Source organism: Paenarthrobacter sp. NPDC090522, from assembly GCF_044769225.1.
Classification (GTDB): Bacteria; Actinomycetota; Actinomycetes; order Actinomycetales; family Micrococcaceae; genus Arthrobacter.
The window spans coordinates 283,871-305,771 of sequence record NZ_JBIVXL010000002.1; the positions used below are offsets into that span (position 1 = coordinate 283,871).

A 21,901-nucleotide genomic window follows, 5' to 3' on the forward strand; every position below is an offset into this window, starting at 1 on the left:
GTGGACGGTCACGGGCCTTCTGCTTTTCACGCAAGCAGTTGGTAAACAGTTACCGGCGCTTCTTCCTGGCAGGCTTTCGCTGCTCCTGGGCAGCTGCCTTGGCAGGATTTCCAGAACGCCCGGAGGACCTGGCTTCGATGCGGGTCTGGGTAGCCCCGTCTTCACCGGGAGCGGTGTACTGCAGCTGCGCGGGGCGTTCGGGCGCTTGCAGTCCAGCCGCGCGGATCTGAGGATCGTGGTGTTCCGTGTGGGCGCCTGCAGCCGTGTCGTCCGCCACAACGACGTCTTCGGCCGGGGTAACTTCCACCTCCAGGTTGTACAGGAATCCAATGCTCTCCTCGCGGATGGCTTCCATCATGGCTTGGAACATGGTGAAGCCCTCGCGCTGGTACTCCACCAACGGATCGCGCTGTGCCATCGCCCTCAAGCCGATGCCCTCCTTGAGGTAATCCATCTCGTAGAGGTGTTCCTGCCATTTGCGGCCCAACACGGAAAGCACCACGCGACGTTCCAGCTCACGCATGCTCTCGGCGCCGATGGTCTCTTCGCGTCCCTGATAGACCAGCCGTGCGTCAGAAAGGATCTCCTCACGAAGGAACTCAGGCGTGACCTTTGACTTGCCACCGGCCTCCTCAATGATTTCCTGTGCAGTGACCGTTGCCGGGTACAGCGTCTTCAGGTTGGACCACAGCTGGTTGAAGTCCCAATCGTCGCCCGTTCCCTCTGCTGTGGCAGCGTCGATGAGGGAATTGATGGTGTCTTCCAGGAAATACTGGACCTTCTCGTGCAGGTCGTCACCTTCAAGGATCCTGCGGCGGTCCCCGTAGATTGCCTCACGCTGGCGGTTCAGGACATCGTCGTATTTGAGGACGTTCTTGCGCTGTTCAGCATTGCGGGCTTCCACCTGGCCCTGGGCCGACGCAATGGCACGGGACACCAGTTTGGACTCCAACGCGACGTCGTCCGGAACCGAACTGTTCATCAGCCTCTCAGCGGCGCCGGAGTTGAACAACCGCATGAGGTCGTCCGTGAGGGAGAGGTAGAAGCGGGACTCGCCGGGGTCGCCCTGCCGGCCGGAGCGTCCACGCAGCTGGTTGTCGATGCGCCGGGACTCATGGCGTTCCGTGCCCAGGACGTACAGGCCTCCGAGGTCCAGGACTTCCTCGTGCTCGTCCTTGACAGCCTGCTTGGCGGCAGACAGCGCCTCAGGCCAGGCGGCCTCGTAGGCTTCCGAGTTTTCCTCCGGGTCGAGGCCCCGTTTGGCCAGTTCGGCGATGGCGGTGAATTCCGCGTTGCCGCCCAGCATGATGTCAGTACCGCGGCCGGCCATGTTGGTCGCCACGGTGACGGCGCCCTTGCGACCCGCCTGCGCCACAATGGAGGCTTCCCGCGCGTGGTTTTTCGCATTGAGGACCTCATGGCGAATGCCCTCCTTGGCCAGCAGCTTGGAGAGGTATTCGCTCTTTTCGACGCTGGTGGTGCCTACCAGGACCGGCTGGCCGTTTTCGTGCCGCTCCGCGATGTCCTTGACCACGGCGTCGAACTTGACGATCTCGTTCTTGTACACGAGGTCCGACTGGTCGATGCGCTGCATGTCACGGTTGGTGGGAATAGGCACCACACCCAGCTTGTAGGTGCTCATGAACTCGGCCGCCTCTGTCTCGGCCGTACCGGTCATGCCGGAAAGCTTCGAGTACATTCGGAAGTAGTTCTGCAGCGTGACCGTGGCCAGGGTCTGGTTTTCGGCCTTGATCTCAACGTTTTCCTTGGCCTCGATGGCCTGGTGCATGCCCTCGTTGTAGCGGCGTCCAGCCAGGATACGGCCTGTGTGTTCGTCAACGATCAGGACCTCGCCGTCGAGGATGACATAGTCCTTGTCCCGCTTGAAGAGTTCCTTTGCCTTGATGGCGTTGTTGAGGAACCCAATCAGCGGAGTGTTGGCGGACTCGTAGAGGTTCTGGATGCCCAGGTAATCTTCCACCTTCTCGATGCCGGCTTCCAGGACGCCAACGGTGCGCTTCTTTTCGTCCACCTCGTAGTCCACCTCTGGCTGGAGGCGCAGGACCACCTTGGCGAACTCGCTGTACCAGCGGTTGGTGTCCCCTTGGGCCGGACCGGAGATGATCAGCGGTGTACGGGCCTCGTCGATCAGGATCGAGTCCACTTCATCCACGATTGCGAAATTGTGGCCACGCTGGACGAGTTCACTTGAGTCCCACGCCATGTTGTCGCGCAGGTAGTCGAAGCCGAATTCGTTGTTGGTACCGTACGTGATGTCCGCGGCGTACTGCGCGCGGCGAACAGCGGGGTCCTGGTTGGCCAGGATGCAGCCGCTGCTAAGTCCCAGGAAGCGGTAGACACGTCCCATGAGTTCGGACTGGTATTCCGCGAGGTAGTCGTTCACGGTGACAACGTGCACGCCCTTGCCAGTGAGTGCGTTCAGGTAAGCGGGCGCGGTGGCCACGAGCGTTTTACCCTCACCGGTTTTCATCTCAGCGATGTTGCCCAGGTGCAACGCGGCGCCACCCATGAGCTGGACGTCGAAGTGCCGCATTCCCAGGGTGCGCGACGACGCCTCGCGGACGGCGGCAAACGCTTCGGGGAGGAGGTCGTTCAGGGCCTCGCCGTCTTCATGCCTGGAGCGCAGGCGATCGGTTTCCTCGCGGAGTTCGGCATCGGAGAACGTCTTGAACGACTCTTCAAGGGCATTGATGGAATCGGCATAGTTCCGCAGTTGCTTGAGGGTTTTTTTATCACCCGTACGGAGAAGTTTTTCGATTAGTGATGCCACGTGAAATTGCTCCCAGTCTCATGCTGCCGAATTCTGGCTGTTTCAGTCTACGGGAGAGACCAAGGCCACGTTGTCGGTTTTCCCTGTCAGCGGATTGTCTGCGGCGACCAGCCGGGAAGGCCTTGCGGACACCGCGTCGGCGAGCCCGGCGGCAAGGTCGCCAACGGGCTCCACCACGATGTCCTGCAGTCCCAACCATTCGGCCATGAGGTTGAGTTCGGCAGAAAGCTCGACGGCGGTGTCCGCCGGGGCGCCCGGCTCGCCGAACGCCGAACGGACCATGAGGCGTCCGGTAGCCCTGTCCGCTTTAAGGTCCACCCTGGCAACCATTTCCTCTCGAAGCAGGAACGGCAGGACGTAGTAGCCGAAGCGTCGTTTGGCCGCCGGAGTGTAGATCTCAATGCGGTAATGGAACCCGAACAGTTCCTCGAGGCGGCGCCGCTCAAATACCAGGGAGTCGAAAGGACTCAACAAGGCCCGGCCCTCGGCCTTGCGCGGGACCCTCGCTTCGACATGCCGGTAGGTATCCCGTGCCCAGCCCTGCACCGATACTTTCTCCAGGCGTCCCGCCTCGACCAGCCGCTGGACGGACGCCGCACCGGCTTTCACGGGCGTCCGGAAGTAGTCCGCGAAACACCGCACTGTCCCGATTCCGTGGGCCTGGGCTGCGGCCTCGATCAACCGGTCCATGGATTCTTCCAGGTCCGTGGACGCGGCAGGTTCCCCGGGGTACACCCTTGACGTCAGCGTGTAGCGCCGTTCGAATTGGGTGGTCCTGGACGCGGCCGAGATGCGCCCTTCCTCAAACAGGTGTTCAAGCACCCGTTTGACGACGTTCCAGTTCCAACCCCAGTTATCCCGTCCCGGCTCCTCGTCATGTCCCAAGGTGGCGGTCAACTCAGCGGCCGTCATTGGCCGGCTTGCTGCCAGTACGGCCATGATCCGTGCCTCCATGTCCCCTCGGATAGCCGGGTCCATGCGGTGGGCGCCAACCCAGGCGCGTTTCTGCCACAGCAGCAGGTCCCGGAAATGCGCCGGCCTGATGAAGCTGGCCTCGTGCGCCCAGTACTCCATCATCTTTCGGGGTGGTCGCCCCGCCATGGCCTCCAGGATTGCGGGGTCATAGCTGCCCAGCCTGGAGAAGAAAGGCAGGTAGTGGCTCCTCGCCAGAACGTTGACTGAGTCGATTTGGACCAAGTGAAGTTGGGCAAAAGTCCGGCCCACCGCCCGTCTTGTGACAGGTCCGGTGGGCCGGGCTTTTGCTAATCCTTGGGCTGCCAATGCCATCCGCCGTGCCTGGGACAGGCTCAGCGAAGCGGTCATTGAAGTCCTTTCATGGAGGCGGCTGTGCCCTACTTGGCTGTGGCCGCCTGATCATCGGAACGGTAAGCGTGGATCTTTTCCTCAACAGCGTCCTCGCCGGGTTCGCACGTTGAGTCAAGGGTAATCACACCATAGGTCCAGCCGCTTCGCCGGTAAACCACGGATGGTGCGTTGGTTTCCTTGTCCAGGAACAGGTAGAAGTTGTGTCCCACGAGTTCCATGTTGTCCACGGCGTCGTCGAGAGTCAGTGACGCTGCGGGGAAGACCTTCCGCCGGATGAGGACCGGTGAGTCGCCGGCCGGAATGTCGTTCTCGATGTCGTACGGCGACGCTTCTTCGGCCTGCAGCACGGGAGCCTGGTGGTTGCCTGCTTCGGCGTAGATCGGCTCACTGGCGCTGGCGGGCTCAAGGGATGCCGTTGCTTCCCGGACTGCCTTGGGCGTGTGCCGCCCGTGGTGCACCTTCTTCCTGTCCTTGGCACGACGCAGCCGCTCAAGGAGTTTGTTGTAGGCGAGATCGAAGGCAGCAAATTTGTCAGCGGCTGTGGCCTCTGCGCGGATAACGGGGCCGCGGCCCAGGACGGTCACTTCAACGGTGAGCTGGCCAGGTATCTGGCGCGGGTTGGTTTCCTTGGAAACCTTGGCGTCTACCCGCTGGACTTTATCCCCAAGCGACTCAATCTTTGAGATTTTCTCGCCGGCGTATTCGCGAAAGCGATCGGAAACGGTCAGGTTTCGTCCGCTGATCATGAACTCCATGGTGCCCTCCAAATAACTCAGGTGACACGACAACGACTCTGTTTGGGGCCGGTCTGACGGACAGTCGAGCCCCTTTCCGAGCCGCTATCGACAGGTACATCTGTTCTTGGTACCCATAATCGACGTTAGTTCATCGGCACGAGTTATTCATCCTTTGGCCACTTATTTTTTGTTTGCGTCTTCTTCACTGTGGAGGGCTCGTCTCCAGCAGCGAAAGAGGCGTAGGCTGGTGGCCTCGTGGCCGCCAGGACAATGGCACCGCAAACTGTCGCCCCTGCCGCTTGCAAGGCCCTGTTTGCTTCAGCCAGCGTCGCCCCTGTGGTCAGGACATCGTCAACAATGATGCACTTCCGCCCACGGACTTTGGACCGGAAGCCCGGCTTCACAACCATGGATCCGGCCACCCGCCGCGCCCGTTCCCCACGTCCGAGTCCTTTCTGGCCACCGGTGCTTTGCCGCGTGGCCTGGCCTGCAACCGCATCCATGGCCTTGGCGACGAGCAAAGTGGCCTCATGCAGCTGGAATCCAGAACGTGGAACGACGCCCTTCTTTCGCAGGGCATCCCACGTGGGGCAATTCTCCAGGAGACGTCGACGCCGCACCGCGGCCAGCAGGACGCTGACGGGACTGAATCCACGCTTGCGGAACGCTTTTCCGCTGCTGGGCACCGGAATCAGGATGAGCCCCTGCTCCCGGCCGACGGCAGCTTTGACCGCCCTGCCCAGGCAAGGTCCCAAGACCGCAGCCATGCGTCCCTGACCGGCCTGCTTGAACGACAGAATGGCCACGGCAAGCTCGTCGCGGTATGGCCCCGCAGCAACCACTCCGAGTTTCGCGGTTCCGTCGAGCTCCATCAGGAAGGGCGATTCCTGCTCGGCGCGGAATGGATTCCTGCACAGCAACCGGATGCGCTTGGAGCAAACGCCGCACAGCACGGTGTCTTCGACCCCGCAGCAAACGCATTCCACCGGAACCAGGACGTTGAGGACCTCGCAGAGGCCCAGCTGGAACGCCGAGACCATACGGGCAACCGGGCGGGCATGGGAACCCCGCCTGGCCGCCATGACGGGGAGCCTTCCTTCAAGGTCCGGATCCACCCTTGCCGTCCGGCGGTTGTGCACGTCAACGCCGGAGTTCCATGGGCGAAGGCGTTGGGAGGACATGCTCCAAGCTTGCCTGCGCAGGACAAACCCGGCACCGACGCCCGGCCACTATGTGGAAAACAAGCGCTTAGCCCGGGAAGGCGGGTTCCGTCGGACCCTTCAGCTGCAGTTCCCAACCGTTGCCGACGCGTTGGAAGACCCCGGCCGCCGACTGGCCATAGATCTGCTCAGAACCGTTTCCGGCGCTCAGGCTGGTGAGCCCGTCCCACGGCGCCAGTTGCTGCGGATCCCCCGAGGCGAGCGAAAGCAGTTCGGGTACAACCGTTCCCGTCGCTGACGCCGCCATCACCACCACCGTGGACCCGTTGACCCATGCCCCTTGGTCCGGAGACGAATTGGTGAAGAGGGTAACCGGAGCCGTAAGGTCCTTGGGCGTCCCATCGGGGTTCCGGACGATGCCGGCGACTTGGACCGCCGTCTTGCCGTTGGCCACCGAAATGATCAGCGCCCTGGCGCCCTCGCGTGAAACCCTGAATTCCTTGACGGTCCGTCCGGAAAGCCAGGCAGGTGTGATCGTGGTGGAAGGGATGGCCATCCCCGGCGCTACGCCCGTCGGTTTGAACGCCACGATTTCGGTAGCCCCGTTGGCCCCGGGACCCGACGTCCACACCCAATCCTGTGGACTGAACGATGGACCGGTGAGGGTACTCCGTGTTGTCAGCTGACGTGCCGGTTGGCCTGGCTCGATCGAGTAGAGGGTTGTCCGGTCTCCATTGAGGAAGGCCGCCGTTTGCGAAACGGGTGACTCCGCCGGCGAATGGGGTCCCAGCCCCGCCACCGATTGGATGTCAGGAAGGGGCGAGACCCTGTTGTTCTCGTAGCGGACCAGGTCTCCGTTGTTGACGGCGATCTGCCGCGCCGGAACACTCTTGTCCACCACCGGCGGCAGGACCGAACCGTCGTCGTCCACCCGTACCAAATCCTGGTCCGCGCGGAGCTGGACGTTAATGACATCCGGCTGGCTCCTGAACGTCAGCGCCAGCTGGTTCTGCATGCGCTGCCGGTCTTCGGCCGAGGCATCGAAGAGCTCCTTGGCGGACAAGTCCACCTGGGCAGCACCGGAAACCACGGGAACCGATTCCCGTGCGAGTTTGATTCCCGACGGGAAGGCACTCACGACGGCGCCGCGCAGGTAGGGTGCCGGACCGGCCAGCAAAGCGCTGGTCATCGACTTGACGGTCTTCTTCTTGATGAACCAGCGGTAGTCGGGCACCGCATAGGTGAACGTGGGGTCATAGAAGTAGATGGGATACGCCCCGTAGATCACTTTGAAGGTCTCCTCGGGGATGGCCGTGCCATCGGGCACTTTGGAGATGCGCCACTCCCCCTCCACCTGGTCGAGCGTGACAGGTATGGATTCCTTGGTCCCCGGCGGGTACTGGGTGGCGATGCCGTCGGCATCCACGGAATAGGCGAGGTCGAGTTCGTAGACGTATTCGTTTTCGACCGCGGTTTTGACCACCTGGGCTTCACGGAACACCAAAGCCCGCTTGTCCGGCTTCCAGGTCACGGACTGCGCCTGCGTCAGGTACTGCCGTGCCACAGGGTAGTCGTCTTCATAACCGCTGCCGGCCATGTAGAAGTCCTCGATCACGGCTTCCGGGCTGGCACCGGCCCGCGGCGCGGCCGGGAAGAAAACCGGGGCGTTCGAATTTCCGGCGCTCTCGTCCTTGCTCTTGCCCACGGGCCCGGACCGCGGAATCTGGGCGCAGGACGCCAGGAGGACCACCAAGACCGCCATCACCGCAATGGCTGCCCGCCGGAGGGACTTTGCAGCACTCATTCCTTGCCTCCCGGCGTGCTGGGCGGGAGCTCAGGATCGGCGGAGTAGCCGTGTGTTCCGGAGGTGTCCGACCCCGGGCCAGGATCCAGGACGAGCAACTGGTGCTCGATGCCGGTGTCCGGGAGGTCTATGTCCGCCGGCTCCAACTGGAGCGGCGATTTGAGGATGGTTCCGCCTTGGCGAAGGGGCAGCGTCAGCCGGAAGTTGGAACCGGCCCCCTTGCGTCCCCAGGCCTGCAACCAGCCGTTGTGGAGTTTGGTGTCCTCCGCCGCGATCGAGAGCCCCAGGCCGCTGCCGCCGGTGGTTCGGGCACGGGCTGGATCCGCCCGCCAGAACCGGTCGAAGACGCGGGCGGCCTCGGCCTGGCTCATCCCGATTCCGTGGTCACGGACAGCCACGGCAACGGCATCCTGGTTGGCCGCAACCGAGATGTGGACCGGCCGGCCTTCACCGTGTTCCAAAGCGTTGAGCAGGAGATTGCGGAGAATACGGTCGATCCGGCGGGAGTCCATTTCCACGACGATGGCCTTGTCCCTGGCGTTCAGGCGGACGTCGGAGCCATACTCGGCTGCCACCGGCGCGGCGCCCTCCATGACGTGTCCCAGGACCTGGAAAATATCCTGCGGCTCGGCATCCAGGATGGCCGCCCCTGCGTCGAAGCGGGAAATCTCCAGCAAATCGGACAGCAGTGACTGGAACCTCTCCACCTGGTTGTACAGCAGTTCCGCCGACCTCTTGTTCATGGGGTCGAAATCTTCGCGGGCATCGAAAAGGACTTCTGCCGCCATGCGGACAGTGGTCAGTGGCGTCCGGAGTTCGTGGGAGACGTCGGAAACAAATCTCTGCTGCATCTGGGACAACGTGGCCAGCTGTGTAATCTGCTCCTGCAGGCTTGCGGCCATGTGGTTGAACGAGGCTCCAAGGCGTGCCACCTCGTCCTCGCCCTTGACCACCATGCGTTCCTGGAGTTGTCCTGCCGCCAATTTTTCCGACACTACTGCAGCGTGGCTGACAGGGCTCACGACATTTCGCGTCACGTACCAGGCGATGGCACCAATCATGAGGACCAACGCGGCACCGCCGGCCCAGAGGACGTTCTGGATTTCGTCCAGGGTTTTCTGGGCGGTGTTGAGGTCGTAGATCAAATAGAGCTCATACATGGTCCCGTTGAAGGTGACCTTGTTTCCCACGGCAATGCCCGGCCGGTCCTCGTTCCCCACGGGAAACTCCATCGATGCCCAGAACTGCTGCTTACCGCCGTCCTGGACGGCCTTCCGCAGTTCGGGGGGAATAACCCGCACGGTCAGTTGGTCGGACGCCCGGGACTCCACCCACCGGTTGCGTGGCTTGGTTTGCTCGGGAACTGCTTCGAAAACGTACCGCCGTTGAATAACGGAGCCCCGGCCCTCGACTGCCGTCAGGGTGTCGTAAACCAAGGTGATGACGCTTGACTGGTCCGTGACCTGCGCGCCGTCGAACGTGTCCTGGACCTGTTTGACGTTGTAGCGCGATTCCGATTCCGCCTGGGCCAGGCGCTCCTGGAAGAGGTTGTTGGCGATCTGGTTGGAGAGGTAGGCACCAACGATCGCGAAGGACGTGACGGCCAGCAGCAGTGTGGTAAGCACTGTCCTGAATTCGAGGGACCGACGCCAGCGCCGCAACAGCGACCGCCACAGGAACCGGACTCCCGGCCGGATCTGGCGTATGCCGATCGCCACGAGACGGGATACCCGAAGTACCAGGATCAGTCCACGCCGCGTCCAGATCCTGGCCCTGCCGGCCAACCATTTCACGGTTCCACGGCTGCGGCGGGAGCCGGGGACCGTTGGTTCTCCAGGCGTTTCCCCAGGGCTCGCCAAAGGTGCACCGGTGGTATCCGGAGCTGAGGGTCCGCGCTTGGCCCCGGCCTTTTCGGCCTCGCCGGCGGGTGAGTCAGGAACCTGCTTTATATCCGACACCACGCACCGTCAAGACGACCTCGGGCGCTTCCGGATCACGCTCGATCTTGGAACGCAAACGCTGGACATGGACATTCACCAATCGGGTGTCGGCAGCGTGCCGGTATCCCCACACCTGTTCAAGGAGCAACTCCCGGGTGAAGACCTGCCACGGTTTACGGGCCAGGGCCACCAGAAGGTCGAATTCGAGAGGGGTCAGCGAGATGCGCTCCCCACCACGGGTTACCAAGTGGCCCGCGACGTCAATCGTGACGTCGGCGATGCGCAAGGTCTCCGGCGCCTTCTGCTCTCCCGGACGAAGGCGGGCACGGACGCGGGCAACGAGCTCAGCAGGCTTGAAGGGTTTGGGCACGTAGTCGTCTGCGCCCGATTCCAAACCACGGACAACATCCGATGTGTCAGACTTCGCGGTGAGCATCACGATGGGAACATCCGACTCGCCACGGATCTGACGGCACACTTCGATTCCGTCCGAACCGGGAAGCATGAGGTCGAGGAGGACAAGGTCCGGCTTGGACGAACGGAAGACGTCAAGGGCTTGGCCGCCGTCTGCGCAGAATACGGGCTCGAAGCCGTCATTTCGCAGGACGATGCCAATCATTTCTGCGAGCGCTTCGTCGTCGTCTACTACCAGAATGCGTGCCTTCATAGTTATATGTTCCCTTATCGACAACCCTTTGTCCTGTTGGCGGGGGCGCACGGCATGGCGTCCCCCAGGAGCACTTCCACCGTACTGCACTGGCCGGAACACCTCGTTCCGGCGGGGAATCATGCGAATGCTAGGAGTGATGGCAAAGGGATTATAGGCTGGGTTCCAGGTCCGTTTGGGGGACGTCGATGGTCGGCGGTCGGGGCCTCATGGGGAGGAACTCGTGACACAACCAGAGCATGGCCAGCCGCCGCAGGCGGGCGGGCAGGCGGGGTGGGGAAGCCAACCGCAATGGGGCGGTCAACCGCAGTGGCCGATGCCTCCCGGGCACGGTCCCTGGCAGGGCCAGGCACCCAATGGAATGCCCGGCGGACAGACCCCGCCGTACGGTCCACAGCACGGCCAGCCATACGGTCAGCACCCTGGCCAGCCTTACGGCCAGCCACTGTACGTCGCTCCGCCCAAACCCGGGGTCATTCCCCTGAGGCCCCTGCAGTTCGGCGAGTTCCTTGACGGTGCCTTCCAGACCATCCGCCGGAATGCCGCGTCGATGGTGGGCTCGGCCCTGATTGTGCAGGCAGCCAGCGGGATCCTTACCGGCGTCCTGACCGTGGCAGTGCTGCCGGCCATGGAGTCCCTGCAATCCGTGAACCGGCGCGCAGACCTCGATGACTTCCTGGGCCCGGTCATCGGCTTCATTGCCGCCATTATTGGCGTTGCCATCCTCGCCGCCCTCCTCGGCTCGGTATTGCAAGGAGTCTTCGCCGTGCCGGTCCTGCGCTCAGTGTTGAACCGGCGGACCGGCTTCCGTCAGATGTGGAAACTTGCGGCGCGGCGCATCTGGCCGCTGCTAGGCGTGGCGGCACTTCTTACCTTTGTAGGCCTCTTGGCTGTTGCCGCAGTGGTGGGAGTAGCCGTGCTCCTGGTGATGGCCATGGGACCTGCAGGAATCGCCTTGGTTATCCCGTTGTGGATCGGCGCACTGGTCCTGTTCGTCTGGATTGGCTTGAAGCTGATGTTCGCTCCTGCCGCCATCGTGGTGGAACGGGTGGGCGTCTATGACGGCCTGCTGCGGTCATGGCGATTGACCAAGAACAGTTGGTGGCGCATCTTCGGCATCACCCTTGTGGTGGCCATCATGGTCGGTGTCATTGGCAACGTGGTCCAGATCCCGGTGAACCTGGCAACCGAAGGCGTTGGAACGGTGTTCTCCCCACACCCGGATGCTTCCTCCACGAGTTCGGGTTTCCTGGTGGCCACCATCATTTCCACCATCATCGCGGTCCTTGTCGGATCGGTGACCTTCGCCTTCCAGACGTCGGTCACCGCGCTGATCTATGTGGATCTCCGGATGCGGCGCGAGGGCCTGGATGTGGAACTGATGCGCTTGATGGAGACTGGCGCGGACCCTGACGGCGTACCGGGTGAGCCGCTGGCCCGTCATGCCGGTACGCAATGGCCCCCACACAGTGGTTCGTGGCCGGTTCCCGGTTCACCGGCGCCGGATGCCCCCTATGGGCCACGGCCTCCGGTATGACCGGACTCCTGACGCTGGCCGTCACGCAAGAACCGCCCGTGGCGCCGGACCGGGACGAAGCCCGGCGATGGGCTGCAGAAGAGCTCAGCAAGAGCAAGTATGCAGAAGCGCGTCCCAGCTGGCTGGACCAAGCATGGCGCGACTTCCTTGACTGGCTCAACTCCCTGGGAGGCGACGGCACCCCGGGTGGGAATGGTGTGGCCGTCCCCCTCATCATCACCCTCGCCGTGGTGCTCATTGTGGTGGCCGTTATGTTGGTCCGTCCACGCTTGAACGCACACCGCAAGGCGCCCGCTTCCGGGGTGTTCGGCAATGAGCCGGTCGTTGGCTCGTCCGCGTACAGGCAACGCGCCGCAACTGCCGCAAGGGACGGCAACTGGCGGGCCGCCGTCGTCGATCAATTCCGCGCCCTGGTGCGCTCGGCGGAAGAACGCGACGTCCTCGAGTCGCGGGCAGGCAGGACTGCCGATGAAGCTGCCGCCCACCTGGGCGGGGCATTCGCAGCCATCCGCCATAGCCTGGCCGACGCCGCAAGCGTTTTTGACGCAGTCCTGTATGGCGACCAAGCGGCGCGGGAGCAGGACTTCGAGGCCCTTCGGCAACTGGACGCGGACATGCAGGGCATGTCCCCCACCTACGCTGGGCCTGCCGGCAGTGGATTGGCTGTGCCGCGATGACGCTCACCGAGACGTCCGCCAACGCGCCGTCGCCGAAAGTCCCCACCACCGGGAGGTCCGGCACCATCCAAGGCAAGTGGTTGCGGAAGAACGCGAAGTGGGTGGCGCTCGCTGTCCTTTTTGCCGCGCTGGTGACGTTCCTCGTGGTGCAGCGTCAAGCGCCCACAGCGGACTCGCGGCCTTTGTCGGCCAACAACCCTGGACCGGAAGGCGCCATGGCCTTGGCCGAACTCCTGGGCCAGCACGGAGTTCGCGTCACCAGCACCGACTCCCTTGCCACAACGTTGGACGCCGTTGAGGACAACCCGGAGTCCACTGTGCTGGTCTACGACCCGCGGGGTTTCCTGGGCCGGGAACAGCTCACGGAGTTGCGGGACTCAGACGCCGCCAAGGTGGTTGCGGTGTCACCACGGCTGGGGTCCGTGCGCGGTCTCGATGCCCAGATCCAGGCCAGCGGCGTGGTTCCCGATTCGAGCGGCGTGCTGGCTCCCTCCTGCAGGCAGGCCGATGCCACAGCGGCCGGCAACGTTGCCGCCAAGGGCACTGTCTACACGGGCCCGGTCACGTGCTACACCACCAAGGCCGGGGGTCCCGGACTCTACGCAGCCTCCGCCACGGGCAAGGTGGTGGTGCTCGGAAGCAAGGACCTGCTGAACAACGCACACCTCGCCGAGGAGGGCCACGCCGCGCTCTCGCTCCGCACGCTGGGCACCACTGGTCACGTTGTCTGGTACCTGCCTGGCGTCGCCGACCTGGAATCCGACGCTTCCACCCCCACCCTCAATGATTTGGCGCCGCCGTGGCTGGCAGTCGGGGGTCCCTGGCTTGCCCTCGTGGCGGTACTGGCCATCGCCTGGCGGGGACGCCGGCTGGGGCCCCTGGTCCACGAGCCGCTGCCCGTGGTGGTGAAAGCGGCTGAAACCGCGGAAGGCCGGGCGCGGCTCTACCAGGACTCCCGGGCCGTGCAGCGGGCCGCGGACAATATCCGGGCCGGGACACTGTGGAGGTTGGCCAGGCACTTCAACCTCGGTGCCGAAGCCACACCCGAAGCCGTCGTTGAGGCTCTGGAGCGACGCTTCGGAAGACCCGTTCCGGAGCTTCGTTTCACCTTGCTCGACGCAGAGCCCCAAACTGAAGGACACCTTGTGCAATGGGCACAACACATGGAACGAATCGAACGGGAGGCGACAGCCCAATGAGCAACCAGCCAGGCAGCTACACGGAAAGCGCCGAGCGATACTCCGGCACTGCGGCGCCGGAAGCCGGCCACACTGGAAGGGATGCCGCGTCCGCCAATCATCACGGTGGCCACGCGGCGGCCAGTGGCGCCGGAGACCCGGCCCGGCAGTCGCTCCTGAACGTCAGGAACGAGGTAGGCAAGGCCGTGGTGGGCCAGGATCCCACGGTGACGGGAATGCTCATCGCCCTGTTGTGTGGCGGCCATGTCCTCCTTGAAGGAGTCCCGGGTGTAGCGAAGACGCTGCTGGTGCGGGCATTGTCCACCGCCTTGAGCCTGGATACCAAGCGTGTGCAGTTCACCCCGGACCTCATGCCTGGCGACGTCACAGGTTCCTTGGTCTATGACGCCCATTCCTCGGAATTCTCTTTCCGGGAAGGTCCTGTCTTTACCAATATCCTGCTGGCTGATGAGATCAACCGGACGCCGCCCAAGACCCAGGCCTCGCTGCTGGAAGCGATGGAGGAGCGGCAGGTCTCCGTTGACGGTGAGTCGCGGCCCCTTCCTGAACCCTTCATTGTGGCAGCAACCCAGAACCCTGTGGAGTACGAGGGCACGTATCCGTTGCCCGAGGCCCAACTGGACCGTTTCCTCCTGAAGCTCACCATGCCTTTGCCTGGCAGGGCCGAAGAGATCGAGGTGATTCGCCGCCACGCCGCAGGTTTCGATCCCCGGAACCTCGCCGCCGCGGGCGTGCGGCCTGTTGCCGGCGTCGCTGAACTCTCGCAGGCACGCCACGCTGTGGCCCAGGTTTCCGCTGCACCGGAAGTCCTTGCCTACATCGTGGATGTGGTCCGGGCAACGCGGTCTGCCCCCTCGTTCCAGCTCGGCGTTTCCCCTCGCGGGGCCACCGCTTTGCTCAACACCTCAAAAGCGTGGGCCTGGTTGTCCGGGCGTTCGTTCGTGACTCCGGACGACGTCAAGGCACTGTCCCTCCCATGCCTCCGGCACCGTGTGGGCCTGCGCCCCGAGGCCCAGATGGACGGAATCAACGTGGACGACGTCCTGGGCAGCATCCTGGCTTCCGTTCCGGTTCCGCGGTGATCCGGCTTCCGGCCCGGCGCAAGCCCGCTGTGGTGCCACCAAGGAGTGCCGAATGGCCGTAACGGGTCGCTTCGTCCTTCTTGCCTTCGCTGCGTTGGCCCCCCTTGTGTTGTTCCCGGCCTGGTCAACGGTGCTGGTGGTCATCGCAGCCCTGCTCCTGCTCGTCGTTGTTGACGTGGCCTTGGCAGCTTCCCCCGCCAAAACCACGCTCGAGCGTATACAACCGGCGAACGTCACCCTGGAGAACCACGTGGAATCCGTGGTGGTTATCACCAACCCAGGTCACCGAAAGCTCCGCGCGCTGGTCCGTGATGCATGGCAACCCTCCGCCGGCGCTGTCAACGCCGTCCAGAACCTGGTGGTTCCGGCGGGCGAGCGACGACGGATGACCGTCACGCTGGTCCCCCGGCGGCGGGGCGAACTCGCTGCACCGCACGTGACCGTCCGCTCCCATGGGCCACTGCGGCTCGCCGCCCGCCAGCGGACCCGGCCGCTGCCCGGCCACCTCCGGGTCCTTCCGCCGTTCCATTCCAAACGACACCTGCCCTCCAAGCTGCGGAAGCTCCGTGAGCTCGATGGCAGGGCGGCTGTGCAGATCCGCGGTGCCGGCACCGAGTTCGACTCCCTCCGGGACTATGTCCGCGGGGACGATGTCCGTTCCATCGACTGGCGCGCCACGGCCCGGCGCAGCTCCGTTGTTGTCCGCACCTGGCGGCCGGAGCGGGACCGCCGCGTGGTGATTGTCCTGGATACGTCCCGGACGGCCGCCGCGCGGATCGAGGACGAGACGCGGTTGGACACGGGCATCGAAGCTTCCCTGCTCTTGGCGGTCCTCGCTGAACGCGGCGGGGACCGCGTGGACTTCCTCGCCTACGACAGGCGGCTCCGCGCACGGGTGGAATCGGCGTCGAAGGGAAACCTCCTGGGACAACTTGTCCAGGCCATGGCGCCGCTGGATGCGGAACTGATCGAACTCGACTGGCAGCAGATCCCTGGCCAGGTTCGGGCCGTTTCGGCCCACCGCTCGCTGGTGGTCCTGTTGACCGCGCTCGACGGCGGGGCCCCCGAAGAGGGCCTGCTCCCCTTGGTTGCCCAGCTGGCTACCCAGCACGTGGTGATTGTGGCGTCGGTCCGTGACCCCGTGCTTGCCACGATGAAGGAAGAACGTTCGACAGCGAGCCAGGTTTTCCGTTCGGCGGCCGCCGAACGGTCCCTGCTGGAACGGGCAGCCGTCACGGCACAGCTCCGGCAGCTGGGGGCAGAAGTGGTGGACGCAGATCCACAAGACCTGCCTCCCCACCTCGCTGACACCTACATCCGGCTCAAAGCTGCCGGACGCCTCTAGGAAGGACTCCACGCCATGGGCGACGCCATCTACCAACTGGCTCTGCGCGGCGACTTTGACCGCCTGCAGCCGGAAGTCCGCGACTACTTTTCCCTCGCTGCAGGCTCCGGCACCTACGGGATCGGACAAGGAGTGTTCGATGTGGTGGGCTGCCGGCAGAAATGGCTCCGACCCTTGCTTGCCCTGACGGGCAACGAAGAGGCCTTCTTTCCCGAATACGGAGAGGGCATTCCGTTCCGGATCGAAAACCATGCCCACGTGGACCCCTTTGGCCGGCCGGCGCTGACTGCGCGACGCGAGATCCATTTCCCTTCCGGTACCCGGCTGTTCCACGACACCACCAGCGCCATCGCGGGTCCGACGGGTCAGCCGGACAGGCTCGTGGACCATCTGGGCCGCTACCGGCGCCTCGTCACAGACCTGGAGGTCAGTGTCACTCCGGAAGGAAGGCTGCGTGGCGTGTCGAAGGCCAGCCGGCTCTTCCTGGGTCCGCTTCGCATTCCCCTGCCGGCCGCCCTCGACGCGCGCGCCTATGCCGAGCAATGGTGGGACGAAGCCGAAGGCAAGCACCGGATCCAGGTCAAGGTGATCCAGCCGCAGGTTGGTTTGGTCCTCGTGTACGCCGGCCGCTTCGACTACCGGCTGGTCCTCTACCTCCCGGGGAGCGCGCCCGGAACGGCCCTGCCCCGCTATGCCGAGCCTGACCGGTGGGAAGAACGGATCTAGCCCTGGGCCAGCTGGTCCAGTCCGTCCGCGACGTGTGTCAGCTTGGTCAGCACTCTCTTGGCCTCAGCAGGTTTCAAGTGTGCCAGGCCCGTCGCCGGGGTTACCCGCAGCCCGGACAGCGCCGATGCCGGCAGGCCCACCTGCCGCCAAGGCCGCCAGAGGCGTTCCACGATGTCCGCTGTCCGCGGCAAAGACGGGCCGTCGGTAGGCAGGGCGCCCGCCCACACCCGCTTGCCGGATTCCACGGCTGCGGCCAAGTGCTCCCACTGGCGTGTGGTCAAGGCTTTCAGGGGGACGGCGACACCGTCTGCTCCCGCTGACAGGATGCGTTCGATCGGCGCTTCGATCTCCGGTACCGAAATAACGGTTTCGACGACGCCGGCCTCCTTAAGTGCGTCGAGCACCAGCCGCCATGCTGAGCTGACTTCGTCCCCGGCGATCGACCGCAAGGTCCGGTAACCGCTCGCCGTCGGGATGGTTCCGCCCATCACTGCAGCAATGGCAGGTTCATCCAGTTGGACCACAATACCGGCCCCGGGGGCCGCTGCGCGGATCTTCTGCACGTGATCGGCCACTCCGGCAGCCAAGGACCCGGCAATGTCACGACGCGCACCGTAGTCGAGGAGCGCCCGCTCGCCGCTGTGCAGGTACAGTTCCGAGGCCAGGGTGAGCGGTCCCACCAATTGGACCTTCACTTCCGTGGCCGAAACGTCTTCTGCTCCTGCGACGTCGGCAAGGACGTTGATGTCCGACGCCAGGGCCGACCGTGCCCGCAGGTGGTCCTTTCCGGGCCTGTCCACGAGCCGCCAGCCATGCGGTTGGACGTCGATGGCCAAATCCACCAACAGGCTGCCGGTCCGACCTATGGCGTCGGAACCAACACCGCGGCCGGGCAGTTCAGGGAGGAAGGGAAGGTGCGGCTCGCCCAGCTCCCCGCGGATGGTTCGGAGGGCTTCCGCAAAGTCATTTCCCGGCCACGGGCCAAGAGCCGTGGCACTGGCCCGCAGAGGGTGCGTTTCCGCCACGCCTAGGCCTGCTGGCTGGAGATCTGGTGGTTCTCGGCGATCGCCTCATGGTGCCGGATGACTTCACTGATGATGAAGTTCAGGAATTTCTCGGCAAAGGCCGGATCCAGGTGGGCGTCCTCGGCGAGGCGCCGCAACCGTGCGATCTGTGCCGCCTCCCGGCCCGGGTCCCCGGCAGGAAGCTTGTGGGTGGCTTTGAGGATGCCCACTTTCTGGGTGGCCTTGAACCGCTCGGCGAGCAGGAACACCAACGTGGCATCGATGTTGTCGATGCTGGACCGGATGGACAGCAATTCCTCCATGATTCCCCGGTCCACCTGGCCGGACAGGGAACTCGCTGCCGGGTCGAAGGATTCGGTGTCATCGGGAAGGGCGTTGCTCTGCTCGGTCATGCCTCCCAGTCTATGGTGTGCGGCTGGTGGCTCCGTTGTTGTTACCTCCCGGCGAAGCTTCTTCGGGACACCAGGAAGGGCAGTGTTGCCGCCACGCAATCGGGTGCACAATGGGCTCCATCACCTGCGGATCGGCAAAGGAGCTCCCATGAAGATCGCCGTTTTGGGAACGGGAATGGTGGGGCACGCCCTCGCCGGAAAGTTGGTGTCCTTGGGCCACGAGGTCACCATGGGTTCCCGTGAACCGGGGAATCCCAAAGGCCTCGCCTGGGCGGAGGATGCCGGAGGCCTCGGGCACGCAGGATCCTTCTCGCAGGCCGCGGCAGGCGCCGAATTGGTTGTCAATGCCACCCCCGGAGCGGTGAGCCTTGCGGCGCTTGCCGAGGCCGGCGAAGCGAACCTGGACGGCAAGGTCCTCCTGGACGTATCCAACGGCCTGGACAACTCCAGCGGCTTCCCGCCGACGCTGACGGTGTGCAATACGGACAGCATCGCCGAAACCATCCAACGCACCTATCCCGGCGTTCGCGTGGTTAAGTCCCTGAATACGGTCAGCGCGCCAGTCATGGTGGAGCCCGGGCGCCTGCCTGGAGCGCACCATATCTTCATGGCCGGCAACGACGCCGGGGCCAAGGCCACAGTTTCCGCCTTGCTGCAGGCCTTTGGTTGGCCCCAGGAACACATCCGCGACCTTGGTGGACTGGACGCCGCCCGGGGAATGGAAATGTGGCTTCCCCTGTGGCTGCGCATCTTCATGCAGCAGCCACAAGGGAAGATGTTCAACATCGGGATTGTGTCCGAGTAGCGTCAGCCGCCCAGCAGCGCCCGGTGCGCCTCCCGCCGTCGTGCCTGCTCCTCCGGGTCCGGTACCGGCAGCGAGGCGATCAACCGCTTGGTGTAGTCGTGCTGCGGCGCGCCCATGACGTGGTTGCCGATCCCTTGCTCCACAAGCTGGCCTTTGTACAACACGCCGACCCAATGTGAGAGCATGTCCACCACGGCGAGGTCGTGGCTGATGAAGAGGGCCGCGAAACCGTACTCTTCCTGGATGTCCTTGAAGAGGTCCAGGACTTTGGCTTGTACCGAAACGTCAAGCGCAGAAGTCGGTTCGTCGGCAATCAGGAGCCGGGGGCTCAATGCCAGCGACCTCGCCAGGGAAGCGCGCTGCCGCTGCCCGCCGGACAGCTCGTGCGGGTAGCGTTGCGCGTACGACGCCGGCAACTGGACTGACTCGAGCAGCTCGCCTACCCGTTTCCTCGCCTGTGCTGCGCTCGGCTTGGTATGGATGAGGAGCGGTTCAGCGACGCACTCACCGATGGTGAGGTGGGGGTTGAAGGACGCTGCCGGATCCTGGAACACGAAGCCGATGTCCTTGCGCAGCGGGCGGAACGTCCGCTCCTTGAAGTCCAGCATCTCGTAGCCGAGGACCTTCAAGCTGCCACCGGTCGCCCTGGTCAAACCGGCGATCGCGCGGCCAATGGTGGATTTGCCGGACCCCGATTCACCCACCAGGCCGAAGACCTCGTTTTCGGACACCGTGAAGCTCACGTCGTCCACGGCCTTGAAACCGTAGCGGCCAAAACGGCCTGGGTATTCAATGGTGAGGTTCCTGGCTTCCACCAGCACTTTTCCGTCCTGGTGGAGGCGGGCCCGGGCACCTTCGGACGCCGAGTTGCGGCCCAAGTGGGGAACGGCGGCGAGCAACTTCCGGGTGTACTCCTCGCGGGGTTCAGCGAACAGCACCCGTGATGGGGCCTCCTCCACCACATCACCCTGGTACATCACCACCACACGGTCCGCCAGGTCCGCCACCACGCCCATGTTGTGGGTGATCAGCACGATCGACGTTCCGTAGTTGTCCCGCAACTCACGCAGGAGCTGGAGGATTTCGGCCTGTACCGTGACGTCCAAAGCGGTGGTGGGCTCGTCGGCCACAATGAGCCCCGGGTTTAATGCCAAGGCGGCGGCGATGACGACGCGTTGCTTCTGGCCGCCGGAAAACTGGTGCGGGTAGTAGTCCACCCGCGTTTCCGGATCCGGGATACCCACCTTCCGGAGGGCCTCGGTGGCGCGCGCCTTGGCTTCCTTGGCGGAAACGCGATGCCCGTCCTTGGCGTGGGCGCGGATGCCCTCGGCAATCTGCCATCCCACCGTGAAGACGGGATTCAGGGCCGTAGACGGTTCCTGGAAAACCATGGCAACGTCCCGGCCCCGGATCTTCCGCAGGGCCGGCTTCCCGAGACTGATCACGTTGTTGCCCTTGATCACCACGGCGCCGGAACTGATGGCGGTCTCCGGCAGCAGGCCAAGGATGATCTTCGCCGTGACGGTCTTGCCTGATCCGGACTCCCCCACGATGGCCACTACCTCGCCGGCCTTCACGTCGAGGCTGACATCCTTCACCGCGTGGACGTCCCCGGCATCGGTGGCGAAGGTGACTTGCAGTTGCTCGATCGCAAGGACCGGCTCCGTGGCGCCGCCCTGGTCCGTAATGTTTCCGAGGTTGGTGGTCATGGCTTACCTGCTTCTACCGGCGCCGGAGCGGTTCCCCCGGCGCGTTTGCGACCCCGGATCCGCGGATCGTTGAGGTCATTGATGCTCTCTCCAACCAAGGTCAGGCCGAGGACAGTGAGGACTATGGCTATGCCGGGGAAGACGCCGGTCCACCAGATTCCTGAGGATGTATCGGCCAGCGCCTTGTTCAAGTCGAACCCCCACTCGGCGGCGGACGTGGGCTCAATGCCGAACCCGAGGAAGCCCAGGCCGGCCAGCGTGAGGATCGCTTCGGAGGCGTTGAGGGTGAACATGAGCGGCAGCGTCCTGGTGGCGTTCTTGAAGATGTGGCGCCCAATGATGCGGATGCTGGAAGCACCCAGGACCTTGGCCGATTCCACAAAAGGCTCGGCCTTGAGGCGGATGGTTTCTGCGCGGATCACCCGGAAATATTGCGGTACGAACACCACCGTGATGGAAAACGCACACGAGAAGATGCCGCCCCAGAAGCTGGATTGCCCCCGGCTGATAACGATCGAGATGACGATGGCCAGCAGCAAGGTGGGGAAGGCATAAATGGCGTCGGCCACCACTACGAGGATTCGGTCAAGCCAGCCTCCGAAGTAGCCGCTGAGCAGGCCAAGGGCAACGCCAAGGAACAGGGACATGGCCACGGATACCACAATCACGGTCACGGCCGTCTGCGAGCCCCAAAGGACCCGCGAAAGGACGTCGTAGCCGCCTACGGTGGTGCCCAGGAGGTGCTTGGCGCTGGGTGCCTGCTGCGTGGGGAACGAACCCGAGGCATCGCTGAGTTGGGAGTACCCATAGGGTGCCAACAGCGGCGCAAAGATGCTCGTCAGCACGAACAGCCCACTCAGGAGCACCCCGGTGACGAGCATGCCCCGTTGGAGGCCCACGCTCTTCCTGAGGTGCGACACCACGGGAAGCCGGGAGAAAAGAGGCTGCTTGGGTGCAGCCAGTTCGGGAGTAGCCATGG

Annotated in this window: 18 protein-coding genes; 7 read left to right on the top strand and 11 right to left on the bottom strand. The window is 64.2% G+C overall.

The window, feature by feature from the left end; all coding sequences use genetic code 11:
• Positions 1–49: 49 nt before the first annotated feature.
• The 7 genes from secA to mtrA form a co-directional block, all read right to left on the bottom strand.
• The gene (secA, locus tag ACIQT2_RS03400; protein WP_402943579.1) at positions 50–2,791 is read right to left on the bottom strand and encodes a preprotein translocase subunit SecA; all 2,742 of its coding nucleotides are present in this window, start codon (positions 2,789–2,791) and stop codon (positions 50–52) included.
• A gap of 42 nt (positions 2,792–2,833) precedes the next feature.
• A complete protein-coding gene (locus ACIQT2_RS03405) occupies positions 2,834–4,114 on the bottom strand; it encodes a winged helix-turn-helix domain-containing protein (RefSeq protein WP_402943582.1) in 1,281 nt (426 codons plus the stop codon).
• 29 nt (positions 4,115–4,143) lie between these two features.
• Positions 4,144–4,872 carry a ribosome hibernation-promoting factor, HPF/YfiA family gene (hpf, locus tag ACIQT2_RS03410; protein ID WP_400329859.1) on the bottom strand — a complete coding sequence of 243 codons (729 nt, stop codon included), beginning with the start codon at positions 4,870–4,872 and terminating at the stop codon, positions 4,144–4,146.
• A gap of 143 nt (positions 4,873–5,015) precedes the next feature.
• Positions 5,016–6,035: a ComF family protein gene (locus tag ACIQT2_RS03415; RefSeq protein WP_402943585.1), complete on the bottom strand. Its 1,020-nt coding sequence runs from the start codon at positions 6,033–6,035 to the stop codon at positions 5,016–5,018.
• 67 nt (positions 6,036–6,102) lie between these two features.
• Positions 6,103–7,818: an LpqB family beta-propeller domain-containing protein gene (locus ACIQT2_RS03420; RefSeq protein WP_400329854.1), complete on the bottom strand. Its 1,716-nt coding sequence runs from the start codon at positions 7,816–7,818 to the stop codon at positions 6,103–6,105.
• Positions 7,815–9,611: an MtrAB system histidine kinase MtrB gene (mtrB, locus tag ACIQT2_RS03425; protein ID WP_402943777.1), complete on the bottom strand. Its 1,797-nt coding sequence runs from the start codon at positions 9,609–9,611 to the stop codon at positions 7,815–7,817. Before mtrB ends, ACIQT2_RS03420 begins: the two co-directional genes overlap by 4 nt.
• A gap of 139 nt (positions 9,612–9,750) precedes the next feature.
• The gene (gene mtrA / locus ACIQT2_RS03430; RefSeq protein WP_347107889.1) at positions 9,751–10,425 is read right to left on the bottom strand and encodes an MtrAB system response regulator MtrA; all 675 of its coding nucleotides are present in this window, start codon (positions 10,423–10,425) and stop codon (positions 9,751–9,753) included.
• A 223-nt stretch (positions 10,426–10,648) separates the two neighbouring features.
• Between mtrA and ACIQT2_RS03435 the strand changes: the two genes are divergently transcribed.
• The 6 genes from ACIQT2_RS03435 to ACIQT2_RS03460 are packed head-to-tail and all read left to right on the top strand — an operon-like array spanning position 10,649 to position 16,991.
• A complete protein-coding gene (locus ACIQT2_RS03435) occupies positions 10,649–11,962 on the top strand; it encodes a glycerophosphoryl diester phosphodiesterase membrane domain-containing protein (protein WP_402943589.1) in 1,314 nt (437 codons plus the stop codon).
• Positions 11,959–12,639, top strand: coding sequence for a DUF4129 domain-containing protein (locus ACIQT2_RS03440; RefSeq protein ID WP_402943592.1), 681 nt, complete (start codon positions 11,959–11,961; stop codon positions 12,637–12,639). Before ACIQT2_RS03435 ends, ACIQT2_RS03440 begins: the two co-directional genes overlap by 4 nt.
• Complete coding sequence (locus ACIQT2_RS03445) at positions 12,636–13,838, top strand: DUF4350 domain-containing protein (RefSeq protein WP_402943595.1); 1,203 nt, start codon at positions 12,636–12,638, stop codon at positions 13,836–13,838. Before ACIQT2_RS03440 ends, ACIQT2_RS03445 begins: the two co-directional genes overlap by 4 nt.
• Positions 13,835–14,920, top strand: coding sequence for an AAA family ATPase (locus ACIQT2_RS03450; protein WP_402943598.1), 1,086 nt, complete (start codon positions 13,835–13,837; stop codon positions 14,918–14,920). The genes ACIQT2_RS03445 and ACIQT2_RS03450 overlap by 4 nt, the downstream gene beginning before the upstream one ends.
• A gap of 52 nt (positions 14,921–14,972) precedes the next feature.
• Entirely contained in the window at positions 14,973–16,265 is a 1,293-nt protein-coding gene (locus tag ACIQT2_RS03455) for a DUF58 domain-containing protein (protein ID WP_402943601.1), read from the top strand.
• 15 nt (positions 16,266–16,280) lie between these two features.
• A complete protein-coding gene (locus ACIQT2_RS03460) occupies positions 16,281–16,991 on the top strand; it encodes a DUF4166 domain-containing protein (protein WP_402943604.1) in 711 nt (236 codons plus the stop codon).
• On the opposite strand, the gene ACIQT2_RS03465 is transcribed toward ACIQT2_RS03460, so the two are convergent.
• Together ACIQT2_RS03465 and ACIQT2_RS03470 are read right to left on the bottom strand one after the other, a co-directional pair.
• The gene (locus tag ACIQT2_RS03465; RefSeq protein ID WP_402943606.1) at positions 16,988–18,016 is read right to left on the bottom strand and encodes a hypothetical protein; all 1,029 of its coding nucleotides are present in this window, start codon (positions 18,014–18,016) and stop codon (positions 16,988–16,990) included. The two genes, ACIQT2_RS03460 and ACIQT2_RS03465, sit on opposite strands and share 4 nt — an antisense overlap.
• A 2-nt stretch (positions 18,017–18,018) precedes the next feature.
• Entirely contained in the window at positions 18,019–18,408 is a 390-nt protein-coding gene (locus tag ACIQT2_RS03470) for a chorismate mutase (RefSeq protein WP_400329835.1), read from the bottom strand.
• Between the two features lie 148 nt (positions 18,409–18,556).
• On the opposite strand from ACIQT2_RS03470, the gene ACIQT2_RS03475 reads away from it, so the two are divergent.
• Positions 18,557–19,213, top strand: coding sequence for an NADPH-dependent F420 reductase (locus tag ACIQT2_RS03475; RefSeq protein WP_402943609.1), 657 nt, complete (start codon positions 18,557–18,559; stop codon positions 19,211–19,213).
• Between the two features lie 2 nt (positions 19,214–19,215).
• On the opposite strand, the gene ACIQT2_RS03480 is transcribed toward ACIQT2_RS03475, so the two are convergent.
• Positions 19,216–20,922, bottom strand: coding sequence for an ABC transporter ATP-binding protein (locus ACIQT2_RS03480; protein ID WP_402943612.1), 1,707 nt, complete (start codon positions 20,920–20,922; stop codon positions 19,216–19,218).
• Complete coding sequence (locus ACIQT2_RS03485) at positions 20,919–21,899, bottom strand: ABC transporter permease (protein WP_402943615.1); 981 nt, start codon at positions 21,897–21,899, stop codon at positions 20,919–20,921. Before ACIQT2_RS03485 ends, ACIQT2_RS03480 begins: the two co-directional genes overlap by 4 nt.
• Positions 21,900–21,901: the final 2 nt, after the last annotated feature.

Bases quoted from the DNA above. Each gene is read 5' to 3' on its own strand.
- ACIQT2_RS03405 (WP_402943582.1), bottom strand. From the start codon at position 4,114: ATGACCGCTTCGCTGAGCCTGTCCCAGGCACGGCGGATGGCATTGGCA.
- hpf (WP_400329859.1), bottom strand. From the start codon at position 4,872: ATGGAGTTCATGATCAGCGGACGAAACCTGACCGTTTCCGATCGCTTT.
- ACIQT2_RS03415 (WP_402943585.1), bottom strand. From the start codon at position 6,035: ATGTCCTCCCAACGCCTTCGCCCATGGAACTCCGGCGTTGACGTGCAC.
- ACIQT2_RS03420 (WP_400329854.1), bottom strand. From the start codon at position 7,818: ATGAGTGCTGCAAAGTCCCTCCGGCGGGCAGCCATTGCGGTGATGGCG.
- mtrA (WP_347107889.1), bottom strand. From the start codon at position 10,425: ATGAAGGCACGCATTCTGGTAGTAGACGACGACGAAGCGCTCGCAGAA.
- ACIQT2_RS03440 (WP_402943592.1), top strand. From the start codon at position 11,959: ATGACCGGACTCCTGACGCTGGCCGTCACGCAAGAACCGCCCGTGGCG.
- ACIQT2_RS03445 (WP_402943595.1), top strand. From the start codon at position 12,636: ATGACGCTCACCGAGACGTCCGCCAACGCGCCGTCGCCGAAAGTCCCC.
- ACIQT2_RS03450 (WP_402943598.1), top strand. From the start codon at position 13,835: ATGAGCAACCAGCCAGGCAGCTACACGGAAAGCGCCGAGCGATACTCC.
- ACIQT2_RS03455 (WP_402943601.1), top strand. From the start codon at position 14,973: ATGGCCGTAACGGGTCGCTTCGTCCTTCTTGCCTTCGCTGCGTTGGCC.
- ACIQT2_RS03460 (WP_402943604.1), top strand. From the start codon at position 16,281: ATGGGCGACGCCATCTACCAACTGGCTCTGCGCGGCGACTTTGACCGC.
- ACIQT2_RS03470 (WP_400329835.1), bottom strand. From the start codon at position 18,408: ATGACCGAGCAGAGCAACGCCCTTCCCGATGACACCGAATCCTTCGAC.
- ACIQT2_RS03475 (WP_402943609.1), top strand. From the start codon at position 18,557: ATGAAGATCGCCGTTTTGGGAACGGGAATGGTGGGGCACGCCCTCGCC.
- ACIQT2_RS03480 (WP_402943612.1), bottom strand. From the start codon at position 20,922: ATGACCACCAACCTCGGAAACATTACGGACCAGGGCGGCGCCACGGAG.
- ACIQT2_RS03485 (WP_402943615.1), bottom strand. From the start codon at position 21,899: ATGGCTACTCCCGAACTGGCTGCACCCAAGCAGCCTCTTTTCTCCCGG.